The sequence below is a fragment of the Peribacillus sp. GL_122 genome, from assembly GCF_057835005.1.
This window is the reverse complement of the sequence record NZ_CM174415.1, coordinates 2,563,560-2,580,138: the sequence shown is the minus strand read 5'-3', so window position 1 is coordinate 2,580,138 and position 16,579 is coordinate 2,563,560. Positions and strand designations below refer to the sequence as shown.

The 16,579-nt window shown below is 41.5% G+C and carries 17 protein-coding genes; 1 reads left to right on the top strand and 16 read right to left on the bottom strand.

Annotated features, from left to right (window positions below):
* Nucleotides 1-196 precede the first annotated feature (196 nt).
* Nucleotides 197-445, bottom strand: coding sequence for a hypothetical protein (locus AC3ISB_RS12435; RefSeq protein WP_480339002.1), 249 nt, complete (start codon nt 443-445; stop codon nt 197-199).
* A gap of 382 nt (nt 446-827) precedes the next feature.
* Here AC3ISB_RS12435 and AC3ISB_RS12430 point away from each other — a divergent pair, with 382 nt between their 5' ends.
* The gene (locus AC3ISB_RS12430) at nt 828-1,232 is read left to right on the top strand and encodes a hypothetical protein (protein WP_098373752.1); all 405 of its coding nucleotides are present in this window, start codon (nt 828-830) and stop codon (nt 1,230-1,232) included.
* A 170-nt stretch (nt 1,233-1,402) separates the two neighbouring features.
* Here AC3ISB_RS12430 and AC3ISB_RS12425 read toward each other — a convergent pair whose 3' ends face one another.
* The 15 genes from AC3ISB_RS12425 to AC3ISB_RS12355 all read right to left on the bottom strand — a co-directional run bounded on the left by AC3ISB_RS12425 (nt 1,403) and on the right by AC3ISB_RS12355 (nt 16,559).
* Nucleotides 1,403-1,696, bottom strand: a complete 294-nt coding sequence (locus tag AC3ISB_RS12425; RefSeq protein ID WP_098373753.1) for a hypothetical protein — start codon at nt 1,694-1,696, stop codon at nt 1,403-1,405.
* A 343-nt stretch (nt 1,697-2,039) separates the two neighbouring features.
* Entirely contained in the window at nt 2,040-3,065 is a 1,026-nt protein-coding gene (locus AC3ISB_RS12420; protein WP_489276565.1) for a serine hydrolase domain-containing protein, read from the bottom strand.
* A gap of 116 nt (nt 3,066-3,181) precedes the next feature.
* The gene (gene nadE / locus AC3ISB_RS12415; RefSeq protein WP_141994224.1) at nt 3,182-4,012 is read right to left on the bottom strand and encodes an NAD(+) synthase; all 831 of its coding nucleotides are present in this window, start codon (nt 4,010-4,012) and stop codon (nt 3,182-3,184) included.
* Between the two features lie 34 nt (nt 4,013-4,046).
* Nucleotides 4,047-5,516 (bottom strand): nicotinate phosphoribosyltransferase, encoded by a 1,470-nt coding sequence (locus AC3ISB_RS12410; RefSeq protein ID WP_141994225.1) that lies wholly within the window; start codon nt 5,514-5,516, stop codon nt 4,047-4,049.
* Between the two features lie 61 nt (nt 5,517-5,577).
* Nucleotides 5,578-6,129, bottom strand: coding sequence for a cysteine hydrolase family protein (locus AC3ISB_RS12405; protein ID WP_141994226.1), 552 nt, complete (start codon nt 6,127-6,129; stop codon nt 5,578-5,580).
* Between the two features lie 14 nt (nt 6,130-6,143).
* Nucleotides 6,144-6,908, bottom strand: coding sequence for an NUDIX domain-containing protein (locus tag AC3ISB_RS12400; RefSeq protein WP_141994227.1), 765 nt, complete (start codon nt 6,906-6,908; stop codon nt 6,144-6,146).
* A 193-nt stretch (nt 6,909-7,101) separates the two neighbouring features.
* The gene (locus AC3ISB_RS12395; RefSeq protein WP_179891086.1) at nt 7,102-8,631 is read right to left on the bottom strand and encodes a carboxyl transferase domain-containing protein; all 1,530 of its coding nucleotides are present in this window, start codon (nt 8,629-8,631) and stop codon (nt 7,102-7,104) included.
* 23 nt (nt 8,632-8,654) lie between these two features.
* Nucleotides 8,655-9,437, bottom strand: coding sequence for an enoyl-CoA hydratase (locus AC3ISB_RS12390; RefSeq protein ID WP_141994228.1), 783 nt, complete (start codon nt 9,435-9,437; stop codon nt 8,655-8,657).
* A gap of 19 nt (nt 9,438-9,456) precedes the next feature.
* Nucleotides 9,457-10,356 (bottom strand): hydroxymethylglutaryl-CoA lyase, encoded by a 900-nt coding sequence (locus tag AC3ISB_RS12385; RefSeq protein ID WP_480338998.1) that lies wholly within the window; start codon nt 10,354-10,356, stop codon nt 9,457-9,459.
* 17 nt (nt 10,357-10,373) lie between these two features.
* On the bottom strand, nt 10,374-10,586 hold the full coding sequence (locus tag AC3ISB_RS12380; protein WP_076371237.1) for an acetyl-CoA carboxylase biotin carboxyl carrier protein subunit: 213 nt from the start codon (nt 10,584-10,586) through the stop codon (nt 10,374-10,376).
* A 38-nt stretch (nt 10,587-10,624) separates the two neighbouring features.
* Complete coding sequence (locus AC3ISB_RS12375) at nt 10,625-11,974, bottom strand: acetyl-CoA carboxylase biotin carboxylase subunit (RefSeq protein ID WP_339202009.1); 1,350 nt, start codon at nt 11,972-11,974, stop codon at nt 10,625-10,627.
* A gap of 12 nt (nt 11,975-11,986) precedes the next feature.
* Nucleotides 11,987-13,624, bottom strand: coding sequence for an AMP-binding protein (locus AC3ISB_RS12370; protein WP_430099150.1), 1,638 nt, complete (start codon nt 13,622-13,624; stop codon nt 11,987-11,989).
* Between the two features lie 124 nt (nt 13,625-13,748).
* Entirely contained in the window at nt 13,749-14,891 is a 1,143-nt protein-coding gene (locus AC3ISB_RS12365) for an acyl-CoA dehydrogenase family protein (protein WP_141994231.1), read from the bottom strand.
* A 60-nt stretch (nt 14,892-14,951) separates the two neighbouring features.
* Entirely contained in the window at nt 14,952-15,623 is a 672-nt protein-coding gene (locus AC3ISB_RS12360; RefSeq protein WP_141994232.1) for a TetR/AcrR family transcriptional regulator, read from the bottom strand.
* Between the two features lie 177 nt (nt 15,624-15,800).
* Nucleotides 15,801-16,559 carry a hypothetical protein gene (locus tag AC3ISB_RS12355; RefSeq protein ID WP_489276562.1) on the bottom strand — a complete coding sequence of 253 codons (759 nt, stop codon included), beginning with the start codon at nt 16,557-16,559 and terminating at the stop codon, nt 15,801-15,803.
* Nucleotides 16,560-16,579 lie beyond the last annotated feature (20 nt).

Sequence of the window (16,579 nt, the reverse complement as noted above, 5' to 3'; positions counted from 1 at the left end):
ATTTTCCTATTTAACATTATAAGGATTAAAGTCCGAGAGTTAAATAGGGAGAAATATGCTATTTTGTCAGTTAAAAGAGAAGATTGGCATAAAAAAGTTCCTACATACCATATTCTTTATACCCTGCATTTTACCAATTTTAAACAAGTGGGCAGAATGTCATCTCATTGGATTCTCTATAAAAATTGCCCCCACTTCATTCAAACTGCCCTAAATTGTATCTGTGCAACAAATCATCCCGAACAAACTCCCTGCAAGTGGAAGATAGATATGACCGCTCAGGATGTATCAAATCCCCAAAAGGCAAATCACCGACAAACTTAACTTCGCCTTCAAAATCCTGCCCGGATTCACCATCAAAACCGATGACTTTCACAAAGCAAGTTTTGTGACCGGTTTTCATAAAATCAATTACCGTTAACACATGATTATGTACATCATTCATTCTTTTTTCCTCCAACCATGAAAGCATTAAGTAAAGATATTTTTTACTAGCATTATAATAAAGAAACCGATCAAAACAACCATGGCTAAGATCGCTAAAGGCATTAAAACATTGGAAATAGACACACCTAATTTCCATGAATCGCTTATACTTTAATTTTTTATGTAATTTGGTTGATCTATTAAGTATAACCTTAGCTAAACTGACGTTGAATGTCCTGACTTCACAATTCATTCACTTATGCTTTTTTTACGTTACCCGGAATATACTTCCCTTAGCATGTCTATGATTTCATAATACTTCCATCGAAGGTCAGTCTGGCAACCCCCTCTTCTATATAGATTTATAACCTGCTATAATCTAAGGATTGGAGGTGTGAAAAATGAAAGAAATAATCCAGATATTAGCTGAAATCGTCAATAATCTTCACGATTTCATCCTATTCTTTGTGAGTGACACATTAAATTCAAATGCAACGGACAAAGATTTGCATTTTTGGATAATGGGAATCATCGGTATCATCATATTTTTGTTCGTGTTATTTTTATCTAATTTAATTTCCCGGATGCGTTTTGGGATAACGATACTCTCTTTCCTTTATACCTTTACAGTCATGGTTGTTTTAGTATTCGCCATTGAAATACAGCAAGCCCTTACCAGCAGGGGGAATATGGAGTTTCAAGATGCGGCGGTAGGCCTTTGGGGGTTCATCGTATTTTTCATGATTTTTGCAGTACTATCATCCATATTCCTTTTGGTGAAGAATTTTTTCAAGCAATCAAAATAAAGGTAACGATAGGTCACCTTGCTTAAAACATTCCTAATGGCCTTTCAATAACTTTAAATTCGGATTTTGTATTGGCGGGAATGATAAACTCTCTGTAGCATCATCTTAAATCGCAAGGAAGGTTACAGAGAAGAAAATTTGATTCGGGGTAAATAAGCATATACTATCAATTACTTCGGATCACTTTCATTGAATAAATCAATGCTAAACAGATTGAAAGAATCGTCGTCATTAATACGTTCCTGGTCATTTCCAGATATATCAGGACTATTTTCCCTGCGACGGCGATTTACTTCCCTTAATTCCGCTTCCAGGAATTCCGCTTGATCGTGGGAAAGCTTGATCGTGATTTCATTATTTTGATCATCTGCAGCTTTCAAGAGGACATAACTATCCGCCGCATTACGCAAAGTCACATTGCTTACTGTTAAGTTCATGTTCGCGAGTTCATATCTTGCCTTCATAAATTAAAAAGAACCTCCATCGGAAAATACCGGTTAAAATAATGTTATATTAAATATACTCTACTTCAAGATATCTAAATATACAAATTCTTTGTTTGAAAAAGCCTTGATACCTAAAGCAATCTACCTCCTTAAAGTTCTTCCCAATACAAGAAATGCGCCGCATCTTGAATAAAGATACAGGTGAATTATCTTTACTTGAAAATCCAGAAGTTCTGGAAACAATGGAGCAATTGGATGCAATTCCGTCCCTTTTTAAATCTAAAACAGGATATCAATGATTGAATTCACATTGACTATAAACAAAGGGAACCCTTTACTCGTTGAAAGGTTCTATTTGTTTTTATAATTCTTTCTCAATCGCGCAAGTAATATGGTATGGACCCGTGCTTTCATTTGAAGTAATGACGGTTTTCAATCGATTTGCCGGATATACCGCTGAATTGAAACTTACACCCGGGTCATACCCCATAAGATGATATTTGAAAATCGCTTCATTTTTTTTACTTATCCATATGCCGTATCCATAGTAATCCCCTTTATCTTCCGTAGCAATATGGGGCTTCAATAAAAGATTGGTATATGCTTGATTCAGTAATTGATTGGAAAATAACCCCTCCCAAAACCTGAACATATCTGATGTTGTAATATACGCACCTCCATCCGCACCGCCTTTGATCGGAAGGGAATAAACATTTGTTCTCCATGCTCCATTTTCTTCGTCAATGTACCCTAATGCAGTATTTTTAGGAAGCTGGTCCATGGAAAAATAACCGGAATTTTTCATTTCACAAGGCAGAAAGATGTTCTTGTCTATATATTCGGAAAATTCAAGTCCAGTAAGTTCCTCAACAATCAATCCTAGTAAAATATAGCCTGCATTATTGTAATGAAATCTTTCCCCGGGTTCGAACATCATCACCTCATCTTTAAACATTGGCAGGAAATCTTTTAATCTTTTTATATGGTACATCGGATTTTTCTGCCAAAGCTCTTCAAAATCCTCCATCACTTCTTCATCAAAGTAATCAGGAATGCCCGAAGTGTGTGTTAAGAGGTGATGTATGGTTACATTTTGGTTAAAATCAGGAAACACGATTGGAAGACAGTCTTTAAGCTTAGAATCGAACCTAAGTTTCCCTTTTTGTATTAACTGGCAAATGGCTATCGCCGTAAACAGTTTACACCCAGAAGCAATTCCGAACTTTGTTTCGGTCGTATTCATGATTTCATCCGCTCGATTGGAATAGCCATGTGCTGAGCTATGAATCAGGTCCTCTCCCGCTTTCACACCGATTACACCCGAGAATCCAATTCCCTTGCTCGTTTCTTCAATAATCCTGGATAAATCCATATGTTGAGTCGACATTTAGTTTTCCCCTTTGCCGGTAAAATTTCAATACTGATGTGCTGGCCAAGGTGCTCGTTATGTTCTTGCAAAAAAACCCGCATCTTTTGTGATGCGGGAAAACTTATCAGCTTCTTTTATTTCCACCAAGTATCATAAACGTTAATGGCTTCATTGCGTTTATGTTCGGTTTTAGTATACCAACCTTCGATGATTTCAGCAGCTTCCGTTCTGATTTCCTTGCCTTCAAGGTAATCATCGATTTCATCGTAGCTAACGCCTAAAGCCGCTTCATCAGGAAGTAAGGGTTTGTCATCTTCCAAATCGGCCGTTGGTATTTTCGTATAAAGACGCTCAGGCGCACCGACGAATTTCAGGATTTCTTTTCCTTGCCTTTTATTTAATCGGTATAATGGAAGGATATCCGCTGCGCCGTCACCATGTTTCGTAAAGAAACCTGTGATCGCTTCTGCTGCATGGTCCGTACCAAGCACGACGCCTTTATAAAGTCCAGCTAAATCATATTGTACCTTCATTCGCTCACGTGCTTTAACATTTCCCCTTAAGAAATTCGATAGCTTTTCAGAAACTGCTTCTTCCACAGCTTTTACTGATGCATCCACCGCTTCCTTGATGTTGACTGTAACCGTTTGGCTTGGCTTGATGAATTTTAACGCAAGCTGCCTGTCATCTTCATCAGCCTGTACTCCATATGGCAAGCTTACAGCAACAAACTTATAGTCGCTGCTATTCGTTTCTTCATTCAATTCATTGACAGCGGTTTGGGCAATATACCCCGCCAGTGTTGAATCTTGCCCTCCAGATATTCCAAGTACAAAGCTTTTCAGAAACGTATTTTTATTCATATACCCTTTTAATAGATCAACACTTTTCCTGAATTCGACTTCAGGATCGATCGTTGGTTGGACAAGTAATTTTTTTACGATTTCTTTTTGTAATGGACGCATTGGCAAAGCCCCGCTTTCTAATAAAATAGGATTGTCATTTCGTTAGCATTCTTTCTACATTGGCTTTAACTTCATCTATATTCCTCATTTTATTATCCCAACAATCCTGGCTTAGATCTACCGGGTATTCTTCAGGATTAAGTGCACGCAGGTACTCCGGCCATAATACTTGGAGATTTTTTTGCGTGAATGCCTTGATTTCATCTATGGTTGGCAATTCATAAATCAAACTTCCATCTTTGAAAATATCCACATGCAGATCAACCGCATCGAAATCCGTGACGAATTTACTTAGGAAGGTATGGACAGGATGAAACATTTTTAATTTTTCCTGTTCCTGCGGCTTCTCATATTCCATCGCCAAATAATCACCTTCAGCATGATGGTTCACTTTATTGATGATTCGATATACTCGTTTTAAGCCAGGTGTCGTAACCTTTTCAGGGTTAGAAGAAATTTTGATGGTATCTCTCATATTCCCATCTTCACCCTCTATTGAAACCATTTTATAAACGGCACCGAGCGCTGGCTGGTCATAAGCCGTAATCAATTTGGTTCCGATGCCCCAAATGTCAATTCTTGCTCCTTGTTGTTTCAGGTTGATGATCGTATATTCATCCAAGTCATTTGATGCGACAATCTTCGCATCATGGAACCCTGCAGCATCAAGCATACGTCGTGCTTCTTTTGATAAGTAAGCTAAATCACCGCTGTCAAGACGGACGCCAATGAAATTGATTTTATCGCCCAGTTCCTTGGCAACACGGATTGCATTCGGGATGCCAGAACGCAATGTATCGTAAGTATCAACCAAGAATACACAGTCTTTATGGGAAACAGCATATTTATGAAAAGCGGTATATTCATCTTTATAAGCTTGGATCATGGAATGTGCATGAGTCCCTGAAACCGGAATGCCGAACAGCTTTCCAGCACGTACATTACTAGTGGAATCAAAACCAGCAATATAGGCCGCTCTCGCTCCCCAAATTGCAGCATCCATTTCTTGCGCCCGCCTTGAACCGAATTCAAGGGCAGATTCTTCACCGATGACCTGTTTGATGCGCGAAGCTTTTGTTGCCACGAGTGTGTGATAGTTCACAATGTTAAGCAGCGCAGTTTCAATGAGTTGAGCCTCACCGAGCGGTGCCTCCACCCGTAAAATCGGTTCATTGCCGAAGACAAGCTCTCCCTCTTTCATGCAGCGGATCGCTCCCGTGAAACGGATGTTTCGCAAATAATCCAAAAATTCTTCATCATAGTGCAGATCATTTTTTAAATAGTCGATATCACTTTCCGAGAAGGAAAAGTTTTGAAGGTAATGGACAATTTTTTCAAGTCCCGCAAAAATCGCATATCCGCTGTTAAATGGAAGCTTTCTGAAAAATATTTCGAAAACTGCCTTTCGGTTATGTGTTTTGTCCTGCCAATAAGTTTGGGCCATATTGATTTGGTAAAGATCAGTGTGTAATGCGTAACTGTCGTCGTTGTACTTTTTTTCCATGGATAGTTCCTCCCAAAAGAGAAGCATTCGCTTCCCTTCTATTCTGTTACGTTAATGAATATTATAGAATGGTTGCTCCAAGAGATCCTTTAAAATGGCCAAGCGCCCAATGGTGACCGGCATCATTGAACGAGGCTACTGCATTTTCATATACAAAGATTTTATAGCCTAGATTATAAGCGTCCATTGCCGTATGCAAAATACAGATATCTGTACAAACCCCGACTAAATATACATCGGTAATGTGACGTTCCCGCAGGCGGATATCAAGGTCCGTTCCTGCAAAGGCCGAATAACGTGTTTTATCTATATAATGAACATTCTTTTGATTTTTATTTGTTTCGTATTCCTCTTTTAACGCCCCGTATAGGTCTCTACCCATTGTACCGCTAATATTATGCGGTGGAAACAAATTCGATTCGGGATGTAAGCGGTCTCCTTCTTCATGTAAATCAATCGCGAAGACCGTGTATTCACCTTGTTCTATAAAATCCTTGGTTATACTGACAAGAGCCTTCTCGATATCCTGGCCTGGCTTCCCGCAGGTCAATGAGCCCCCGTCTGCCACGAAGTCATACGTATAATCTATATTGATCAATGCCTTTTTTCCCATTGCACGATTCCCCCTCAATAGTAAATAGAGTCCATGACAACCTCTGCATTAAATCGGTAAAGCTGTGAAGGCCGATACGAATTACGTTTCGTTTTCTTCTGCATTCCCTTTTCATCCAAGACTTTCTCCAAAAACGGGAGTTTCGGGGCTTTTGCATAAAAAAGTGAGTCAGCGCTGATTTTTGCATCATCTCTGGCTGTCAGCAAAACCCGTTGCAGTTCAGAAAGTGTAAATTCATCCGGCAGGAATTTTTGGGCTATCGTCGTTTGCACCATTTCTTTTTTCATTAAATTCATCGCATCGTTTATAATTGTATAATGATCGAATGCGAGATCTAATTGTAAGGCTTCCTGAATCGTGAACAATTCAACTTCGGCTGCATCGTCATTCGCTTTTCTTTGATGAAGAAACTCTTCCTGGACAATTGCATAAAAAGCATTGGATATGATCCATCCCCTGGGATCGCGTCCCGGCCGGTCATAAACCCCGAAATGCTTGACATGGAATCCAGCTACACCCGTTTCTTCTTTCAATTCTCGTTTAGCTGCTTCATAGGCAGTCTCGCCAGCATTGACGAAACCTCCGGGTAAGGCCCATTTATCTCCTTCTACATTGGGGCTTCCTTCCTTATCTTTTGTGGCACGTTTGATTAATAATAGCTTCAAAAACATTTCAGGCGGGGCTTTCTCTGCCGTTTTCTTCGTAGTAATCGTAAAGATCGCAATATCTGCCGTATATCCATCTGGAGTAATATATTTCTTTTTTTCCTGCTGAGCCATGGCAACTCTCACTTTCTTTCACTAAGTATGGAATTAAGTAATTAGTAAATCATTAATTACTAATTATAGTACTCTTCCTTGTGTAATTTAGCAACTCAAAATCAGAAAAATTTTCTAATTATTTAAAAAATCATTTATTTTCATACATGATAAATAGCCCGGTCATGATGACCGGGCTTGTTTATTGAATTCTTTAAACGGGATAGACTCCATGTTTACGATCGGTAAATGTCAATTGCTTACTGCTATACGCTTCAAACCGGGTGCTCAATTCATCACGCAGGTCATTTGGCTGGATGATGCCATCAACAATCATTTCGGAGGCTAAGCGGTAGATATCGATATCTTCATTATACTCATTGCGCTTCTGTTCGATGAATGCCGGGCGCTCTTCTGGTTCCATCGCATTTATTTTATTGGCATAGACTGCATTGACCGCAGCTTCTGCCCCCATGACCGCAATCAATGCCGTCGGTAAGGCAAGTACACAGTCCGGTTCAAAAGCGGGACCAGCCATCGCGTATAGTCCAGCACCATAAGCCTTACGGACAATGACAGAAATCTTGGGAACCGTGGCTTCACTCATGGCCGAAATCATTTTCGCACCATGGCGAATGATCCCAGCCTGTTCGACCTTCGTCCCAATCATGAATCCTGGAATATCCACCAGGAACAACAGCGGTATATGGAAAGCATCACATAAATTGATGAACTTGGCTGCCTTATCAGCTGAATCATGGAACAGGACGCCGCCCTTGACACGCGGCTGATTGGCTATGATCCCTATCGTTTGTCCATTTAGCCTTGCAAGCCCAGTAATTAATTCGGGTGCAAATAGTTTCTTGATTTCACAAAACGATTGCCTGTCTATAACCCTATCGATCAGGTCATACATATTGAAGGGTGCATTCTGATTTTTGGGAATCAGGTCTTCCAATGTTTTTTCGAAATCTGCAGGCAGCTCAGGTTTTACGCTTTTAGGTCTTTCTTGATAATTTCCTGGAAAATAGCTTAAGTATCTGCGCGCAAACGCGATGGATTCTTCTTCCGACTTGACAAGCACATCGCCGCATCCTGAAACAGAACAATGCATTTTCGCCCCGCCCATTTCCTCTTCGCTTACCTTTTCGCCAATGACCATTTCTGCCATTCTCGGTGAACCTAAATACATGGATGCATTGCCATCAACCATTACGACAATATCACAAAAAGCTGGGATATATGCCCCGCCTGCGGCAGACGGACCGAACAATAGACAAATTTGCGGGACTTTTCCTGATAACTTCACTTGGTTGTAAAAGATGCGTCCTGCTCCACGGCGTCCCGGAAACATTTCTACTTGATCCGTAATTCGTGCCCCGGCAGAATCGACTAAATAAAGAAGCGGCAACTGTAGCTTTTCAGCTGTTTCCTGAATGCGAATGATTTTCTCGACGGTCCTTGCTCCCCAAGAACCAGCTTTTACAGTCGAATCATTGGCCATGACACAGACCCTCTGACCATTGATTTTCCCGATGCCTGTAACTACACCATCAGCAGGTAATCCATCACTGGCACAATTAGCAAAGAATGCGTCCTCTATTTCAACCCCTTCATCGAAAAGCAGCTCTAGCCGTTCACGTACGAAAAGCTTTCCTTTTTCAGCGTTTTTTTGATGATATTTTTCTAAACCGCCTTTTTTAATCGTTTCAACCGTTTCGGTTAGTTTATCCGTCGTTACCATCCCTGTTCCTCCTTCAATTGAAATCATTGGCCCTTAAAAACCGGTTTGCGCTTTTCCTTGAATGCTGACAGACCCTCCAGTCGGTCACGGGTTTTTAAAGTTGTCTGATAGCAGTCTTTTTCAATTTGCAATCCTGTTTTCAAATTAGTCTCAGCCCCTTGATTGATCGCCGCTTTTGCAGCCCTGAGTGCTAATGGGGCATTGACTGCAATTTCCCCAGCCAATTTTTTCGCTTCCTCTAGTAAATGTTGGGGTGAGTATACATGACTGATGATTTTCAAGGCATGTGCGGTTTTTGCATCCAACCTCCTTGCCGTATAAATCAGTTCTTTCGCTGTCGGCATTCCTACTATCCGCGGCAGTCGCTGAGTACCGCCGGCGCCTGGGATGATGCCCAATGACGTTTCTGTCAGTCCAACCTTAGCCGTTTCCGATGCGATGCGTATGTCACAAGCGAGTGCCAATTCCAGCCCTCCGCCAAAAGCCGAACCGTTAATCGCGGCGATGACAGGAACTGGAAGGTTTTCTACAGCCGTAATCGTGTCACCAATCAACTTGACTGTCTCCCTGACTTTATCATCATTCATACCTGCTCGTTCCTTAAGATCCGCACCTGCACAAAACGCCTTTTTACCTGCTCCCGTTAAAATGACCGTTCGTAAATTGGAATCTCTTCTCAATTCATACAGCCCTTCAACTAAGCAATGAAGCAGTTCTGTGGATAGAGCATTAGCAGCATCAGGCCGGTTTAAAGTCACGAGGGCAATTCCATTATCTTCATGACTGATCTCCACTAATGAAGTCATAAATTCACCTCAATTTCTCTTATTGTGCGTTATAAACAGCCATCTGATGGCTAGGCAATGGTTTTTCCAAAAAGCTTTGCATCATGGCCGCAGCCTTCATTAATTTTTCTGGATTGATTCCCGTTTGAATTCCCATTTTATGTAGCATATGGATCAGGTCATCTGTTGCCACATTTCCGCTCGCACCTGGTGCATACGGACATCCCCCTAATCCTCCGAGCGAAGAGTCGAAAGTGTCAACACCATAATTCAGTGATTCAAGGACATTTGCGAGTGCCATACCCCTTGTATCATGAAAATGGAGGGCAATTCGGCTTATATCATATCTTTTTACTGCCTGTTCTAGGAACAAGGCGACCTGTCTTGGAGATGCGACCCCAATGGTATCACCCAATGAGACCTCATGGATTCCATATTCAAACAGTTGATCACAAACACGGAAAACCTGTTCGGTCGAAACCTCCCCTTCATAAGGACAGCCGAAAACAGTTGAAATATAGCCCCTAACCGTTTTCCCGCTGTTTGCTGCTGTCCCGATGACATCCTTCATTATTGGAAAGGTATCAGAGATCGATTTATTAATATTTTTAAGATTATGCGTTTCACTGGATGACATGAACACGGAAATTTCATCGATATTAGCTTCAAGAGCCGACTCCAGTCCCCTTTGATTGGGTACAAGGGCCGCATAAGTGATACCGGGATTGCGCTTTATTCCCTTAGCAACAAGGGCGGCATCCCTCAATTGGGGAATCCACTTTGGATGGACAAAAGAAGTCACTTCTATATAAGATAATCCCGTATCAGAGAGCTGATCGATCCATTCTATTTTGCTTTGTGCAGGTATCATGACCTTTTCATTTTGCAGCCCGTCACGCGGACCCACTTCCTTAATTGTCACTTTTTCAGGCCAATTCATCTTATCCCTCCGTCCTTTTATTCAATGACGGCCAAAATGTCGCCCTCATTTACGAAATCCCCCTCATTCACTTTAAGTTCTTTGATGGTGCCAGCTTCTTCGGCTGCAATGGGGATTTCCATTTTCATCGATTCCAAGATAATGATGTCCTGTCCGTCTGTTACACTTTGCCCCTCATTCGCTACGATTTTCCAAACGCTTCCTGCCATGCTTGCCTTTAATTCTGCCATCTTACATTCCTCCTGATCATTTTGTTTTAAAATATGCGTTATACAGTCAATTTTTTAATATATTTCGCAATGAAATCCGTAGTCGTATCTCCTTGGGAAAAAGCTTCATGAGAAATTATTTCCATAAGCAAAGGAAGGTTTGTTTTTATTCCTTCTATTTTATAGTTTGCCAGCGCTTCTCTTAATCTCTTGATCGCTTTATCCCTTGAATCGCCGCTCACTACCAATTTGGCGATCATCGGATCATAAAAGTGGGACACGACGGAAGTTCCATGAACCGCCAATTCATGACGGATTCCTTCCCCTTCCGGAAGTTCCATGCTGGTGATTCTCCCCGGTGCTGGATAAAACGTTTTCGGGTCTTCAGCGTATATGCGCACTTCAATGGAGTGTCCATCCTGTTTAATCTCACTTTGAGTGAATTCCAATTTGTTGCCCGATGCAATTTTAATTTGCTGCTCGACTAAATCCAGCCCCGTAATTTCTTCGGTGACAGGATGCTCAACCTGAAGACGTGTATTCATTTCCAGGAAATAAAAATTTTTATCACCATCAACTAAAAATTCGAGGGTGCCCGCATTGCTATAACCAATTGATTTTACCGCTGTCACTGCAGCCATTCCCATCCTGTTTCTTGTTTCTTCGTCAAGGAAAGAAGAGGGAGCCTCTTCTACGACCTTTTGGTGGCGCCTTTGAACGGAGCATTCCCTTTCCCATAAGTAAACAGCATTCCCAAAGGAATCCGCCAATACCTGAATTTCGATATGACGAGGCTTCTCAATCAGTTTTTCTATGAACATATCTCCATTGCCAAAAAACAATTGGGCACGTTTTTGATTCCCTTCGAAGGCCTTGGTCAATTCATCTTCATTAGCAACGGCCTGCATGCCGATTCCCCCGCCGCCTGCTGCTGCTTTTAACATGACTGGATAGCCAATTTTTTCGGCAACGGCTGCCGCTTCTGCACTATCAATTAACGGACGTGAAAATCCAGGCACCAATGGAAGTCCCGCTTGTTCCATCTTTTTCCGTGCCTCGACTTTATTGCCCATCTGCTGGATGATTTCTGGTTTTGGACCAATGAATATCAAGCCTGCTTCTTCGCATGAACGTGCGAAATCTGCGTTTTCACTAAGAAATCCGTATCCAGGATGAATGGCTTCCACTCCCGTTTTCTTAGCTATTTCCAAAATCTTATTGACGTTTAAATAGCTTTCCTGTACTCTCGGGCCACCCAATAAATATGCCTCATCCGCCAATCCCACAAATGGCGAATCCGCATCTGCTTCCGAATGGACGGCGACAGTAAGTATTCCCAACTTCCTGCATGTACGAATAATGCGTGATGCTATTTCTCCCCTGTTTGCGATAAGAATTTTTCGAATCATTCGATACCCTCCTTATTTAGTGCGTTCCGATAGTAGATCAAGAGTTTGTTGCCGAAGCTTATACTTTTGAATTTTCCCGGATGCAGTCATGGGATAAGCATCGGTAAATTGAATGTAACGGGGAATTTTATGAAAAGATATTTTCCCTTTGCAATACTCTATCAATTCTTTCTCCGTCAGTGTTTCTCCTGCTTTCAAAATGATCCATGCCGCTACCTCTTCCCCATACTTCTGATCTGGAACGCCGAGTACCTGGACATCGACAATTGCAGGATGTTGATAGAGGAATTCTTCAATCTCACGGGGATAGATATTTTCCCCTCCGCGAATGATCATGTCTTTCAGCCTGCCTGTAATCTTGCAATAACCCCTTTCATCCATCACTGCTAAATCACCCGTATGAAGCCAGCCTTCCCGGTCAATCGCCTGCTCAGTGGCCTCCGGATTATTATAATATCCCTTCATTACATGGTATCCCCTCGAACAGAGTTCCCCTTGTTTGCCCCGCTGGACTTCTTCCCCGGTAACTGGATCGACAATTTTCACTTCCACTTTCGGCAAAGCCCTTCCCACTGAGGAAACACGAAGTTCGATCGGATCGTCCGTTCTTGTCATCGTAATTCCTGGAGACGATTCCGTTTGACCATAAGTAATCGTGATTTCCGAGATTCCCATCTTATTCACCACGCTTTTCATGACTTCAATCGGACATGTGGAGCCTGCCATGATTCCAGTCCGCAACGAACGTAAATCATACTGGTCAAAGTCATCGAGATTAAGTTGAGCGATGAACATCGTCGGAACACCATGAAGTCCCGTACATTTTTCGGCTTCAACGGTCTGAAGGACGACGCGTGGATTAAATTCCACAATCGGCACCATTGTTGCCCCTACAGAAACCGAGGCCATCGTACCAAGGGAACAGCCGAAACAATGAAAAAACGGAACCGGGATGCAAAGCCGGTCAACTTCGGTAAGCCTCATGCATTCCGCGACATTCAATCCGTTGTTGACCAAGTTTGAATGCGTCAACATCACTCCTTTTGGAAATCCTGTCGTCCCTGATGTATATTGCATATTAATCACATCATCGGGAGCCAATTCCTCCATCCTCATGTCCAGTGACTCCTCCGAAATGGATTCGCTTCCGCTAATGACATCATTCCACGAAAACGTTCCGGGATATCGCGCTTCACCTAAAACGATGATATTTTTCAATTTTGGCAGTTTCTCAGATTGTAATTTTCCTGGTTCTGCATTTTTCAATTCAGGTACGATTTCGTACAGCGTATCTATATATGAATGATCCTTATATTGTTCCATCAGGATGATCGTGGTCGCATCCGATTGCTTAAGCAAGTATTCCAGTTCACTTGTACGGTAATTAGTGTTGACCGTAACCAGCACCCCGCCCATTTTCGCGGTGGAAAATTGGGATATAAGCCATTCCGGTTTATTGGACGCCCAAATGGCGATATGTTCCCCTTTTTTTATATCGAGTGACATGAACCCCCTGGCCGCCTTTCGGCAAATCTTTTCAAATTCGCGATAGGAATGGCGGAGGCCCAGTTCATGGTACACCACAGCTTCATTATCACCATATTGTTCAGCTGTCCTTTCAAGCAATTTCCCGATAGTAATATCTAGCAAATCAGACATCAAACTCCTCCTAATCAAATAAAAGTAAGAATGAACGCGTTTTGCTGAATAGATAACATCTGCTTTTCACCAAAATGAACCAAAGCATCATTGTTCATTTTACGTTCCATAAAGATTAACAGCCTAATTGTCTGGCGATAACGATTCTTTGAATTTCGGATGTGCCTTCACCAATTTCCAATAACTTAGCATCTCTTAAATAGCGCTCCACTTCATATTCGCGCATGTAACCAGAACCGCCATGTATTTGAATCGCTTGATTGCTGGCCCGGAAAGCGGTTTCACTTGCAAAAAGCTTGGCGTATGCCGCTTCCTTTGCAAAAGGCTTTTTATTGTCTTTTAACCACGCCGCCTTATATACCATATTCCTCGCCAGTTCAATTTCCATCGCCATGTCTGCCAGCTTGAATTGAATGGCCTGGAAATTTGATATCGATTTACCGAATTGTATGCGCTCTTTTGAAAAAGCTAAAGCTTTATCAAAGGCAGCCTGAGCGATACCGACGGCCAAAGCTGCAATGGAAATCCTTCCTCCATCCAGAGTGAATAAGAATTGTTTGAACCCTTTGTCTGGATCTCCCAATAAATTTTTCTTTGGTACCCGGACGTTATCCAGAATGATTTCACAAGTATTGGAAGCCCGAACTCCCATTTTTTCATAATTGCTATTGATCGTAAGCCCTTGGGTATCGGTTGGCACGATGAATGCCGAGATGATATTCTTGCCCTTGGAATCTTTGCCCGATACAGCAGTGACGGTAACGGTTCTTGAATAGCTGGCATTTGTAATCCATGTTTTCTCACCATTGATCACATATTCATCACCTTCCAACACAGCAGTGGTTCTCGTACCGCCAGCATCGGAACCCGCATTAGGCTCTGTCAACCCGAAAGCTGCCAGAGTTTCACCGGTCGTGATTGGAACCAGATATTTTTGCTTCTGTTCTTCGGTTCCAAAATAGTAAATTGGACTTGCTCCGAGCGAAACTGCTGCAGCATAACTTAAGCCGGTTCCCCCGCACGCCTTGCCAACCTCTTCAACTGCAATGGCATATGAAATCGTATCTCCGCCTGAACCGCCATATTCTTCAGGAAATGGAATTCCAAGTAACCCGAGTTTCCCCATTTTTTTGAATACATCCTCCGCAAACATGGACTTTGCATCCAGCTCAATCGCAATGGGTTTAATTTCCTTTTCGGCAAATTCCTTAACCATTTCCTTAATCATCTGCTGTTCTTTTGTAAGTGAAAAATCCATATGTTCATTCCCCTTTCAATTGAGACCGACTAGTTGGTCTGTACAAATCAAGTTAATTGTTTAATCGACAACAACATTGTTCTTCAGTAGAAATGGTTGGGTGATTTCCGCATCCTTTTCTTCATCTGTCAATAGGGCATTCAGAATTAGATCTACGTAAATATCACCGATTTCATCAATCGTTTTTCCACCGTCCCTTTTGTACCATTTGTAGGACCAGTTCACCATGCCCAGAATTGACATTCCGGTAATTTCCACTGGCAATTCGCTGCGGAACACTCCTTTGTCAATGCCTTCTTTAATGACGGTAAAAATGATTTCTTTATACATTTGACGCTTTTTTTTAATTGCTTCAACATAAGGTGGTTTTAAGTAAATGCTTTCTTGATAGAAAACTGAGATGTGTGGTTTATAGAGGTCAAAAACTTTAACGAATGATTGAATGATCTTTTGCATTTTTTCTGTTGGATGGGTACTTTCTGAAATGGCTTCCTGTGCTTTTATTAAAACATATGAAATAAAGTAATCATGAATGACAAATAGGAGTTCATCTTTGGAAGAGAAATGGTGATAAAACCCCCCCTTGCTAGTTCCGCATGCCTTAACGATTTCGTTAACGGAGACACCATGAAAACCATGCTGATCGAAGAGAGTCAGCGACGTTTCAATTATTTTTTCTTTTAACTCCGTAAGACTGCACCCCCCTTTGTATCCGCTTACATTTAACAACATAATGAGTGTGGATATGTAGTTAACTGGATTTATTTAGATTTTACCAAATATTTAAAAATTGTCAATTTTTAATTTAAACAAAAAACAGCCCTCAATACCAAGAGCTGTCATCTTCTTTATTTAACTAAAGTATGCCTGAACTATGTCACATGCAAGCCTATCCCATGATAACATTCACTATTTATTTCTTCCCTTGACCGGTTTAACTTGGGCTTTTACAAGCTGCCATCCATTGTTATACTTCCATACTGATTTGATTTCCAGTATCGAATCACGTTCATCGGACCCTTTTACATTTTGGACTCCCACAAGCGCTTTCCCTTTCCCAAAAACGTTCTTTAAGTCCAGTGAAGAATATGGATCAACCATAAGCTCTGTCGGTTCATTTAATTTTCCATTTAGATAAATGCCCATTTCATCATAAGCTTGTTTTCTGGAACTGACATCTATCACCACAGGCTTTTGACCTTCAATGATGATTTTCGCTTTGTATCCGTCAAGAAATTGGGCCATTACGGGAACGGATGGAGGGATTTCCAGTTTCCTCACTTTTCCATTCTTGAACGTATAGGCGTAACTGGTTATCAACCGCTCTCTACCTTCCATCAAAACCGTGACCAATACATCCTGGACCCCATCATTATTCATGTCGGCAACCTTGAGATCTGGATTATACCCAGCTTCAAGCGGGACGCTGATTGTACGTCGATTGCTTTCCACACTTAACTCAATTTTCTTCAGAAACTTGCTTCCTTCCTCATATGGCAAACCCTGAACCTGGATGATGTCTATTTTCTGGTCACCTGTTACATCTCTTTTTGTTGAAATATAAGTGCCATCGACCTGAAAATTTTTATCATGCGCTTCAACCGCTTGATAGCTCAAAAAGAGTGAGATGACTAAAACCGCATATTTTAGCAGATCTAACTTTTTCATAGTGATAACCTCTCTTTTCC

Coding starts and splice junctions, on each gene's coding strand:
- AC3ISB_RS12435 (WP_480339002.1), bottom strand. CDS start 445: ATGAATGATGTACATAATCATGTGTTAACGGTAATTGATTTTATGAAA.
- AC3ISB_RS12430 (WP_098373752.1), top strand. CDS start 828: ATGAAAGAAATAATCCAGATATTAGCTGAAATCGTCAATAATCTTCAC.
- AC3ISB_RS12425 (WP_098373753.1), bottom strand. CDS start 1,696: ATGAAGGCAAGATATGAACTCGCGAACATGAACTTAACAGTAAGCAAT.
- AC3ISB_RS12420 (WP_489276565.1), bottom strand. CDS start 3,065: ATGTCGACTCAACATATGGATTTATCCAGGATTATTGAAGAAACGAGC.
- nadE (WP_141994224.1), bottom strand. CDS start 4,012: ATGCGTCCATTACAAAAAGAAATCGTAAAAAAATTACTTGTCCAACCA.
- AC3ISB_RS12410 (WP_141994225.1), bottom strand. CDS start 5,516: ATGGAAAAAAAGTACAACGACGACAGTTACGCATTACACACTGATCTT.
- AC3ISB_RS12405 (WP_141994226.1), bottom strand. CDS start 6,129: ATGGGAAAAAAGGCATTGATCAATATAGATTATACGTATGACTTCGTG.
- AC3ISB_RS12400 (WP_141994227.1), bottom strand. CDS start 6,908: ATGGCTCAGCAGGAAAAAAAGAAATATATTACTCCAGATGGATATACG.
- AC3ISB_RS12395 (WP_179891086.1), bottom strand. CDS start 8,631: ATGGTAACGACGGATAAACTAACCGAAACGGTTGAAACGATTAAAAAA.
- AC3ISB_RS12390 (WP_141994228.1), bottom strand. CDS start 9,437: ATGACTTCATTAGTGGAGATCAGTCATGAAGATAATGGAATTGCCCTC.
- AC3ISB_RS12385 (WP_480338998.1), bottom strand. CDS start 10,356: ATGAATTGGCCTGAAAAAGTGACAATTAAGGAAGTGGGTCCGCGTGAC.
- AC3ISB_RS12380 (WP_076371237.1), bottom strand. CDS start 10,586: ATGGCAGAATTAAAGGCAAGCATGGCAGGAAGCGTTTGGAAAATCGTA.
- AC3ISB_RS12375 (WP_339202009.1), bottom strand. CDS start 11,974: ATGATTCGAAAAATTCTTATCGCAAACAGGGGAGAAATAGCATCACGC.
- AC3ISB_RS12365 (WP_141994231.1), bottom strand. CDS start 14,891: ATGGATTTTTCACTTACAAAAGAACAGCAGATGATTAAGGAAATGGTT.
- AC3ISB_RS12360 (WP_141994232.1), bottom strand. CDS start 15,623: ATGTTGTTAAATGTAAGCGGATACAAAGGGGGGTGCAGTCTTACGGAG.
- AC3ISB_RS12355 (WP_489276562.1), bottom strand. CDS start 16,559: ATGAAAAAGTTAGATCTGCTAAAATATGCGGTTTTAGTCATCTCACTC.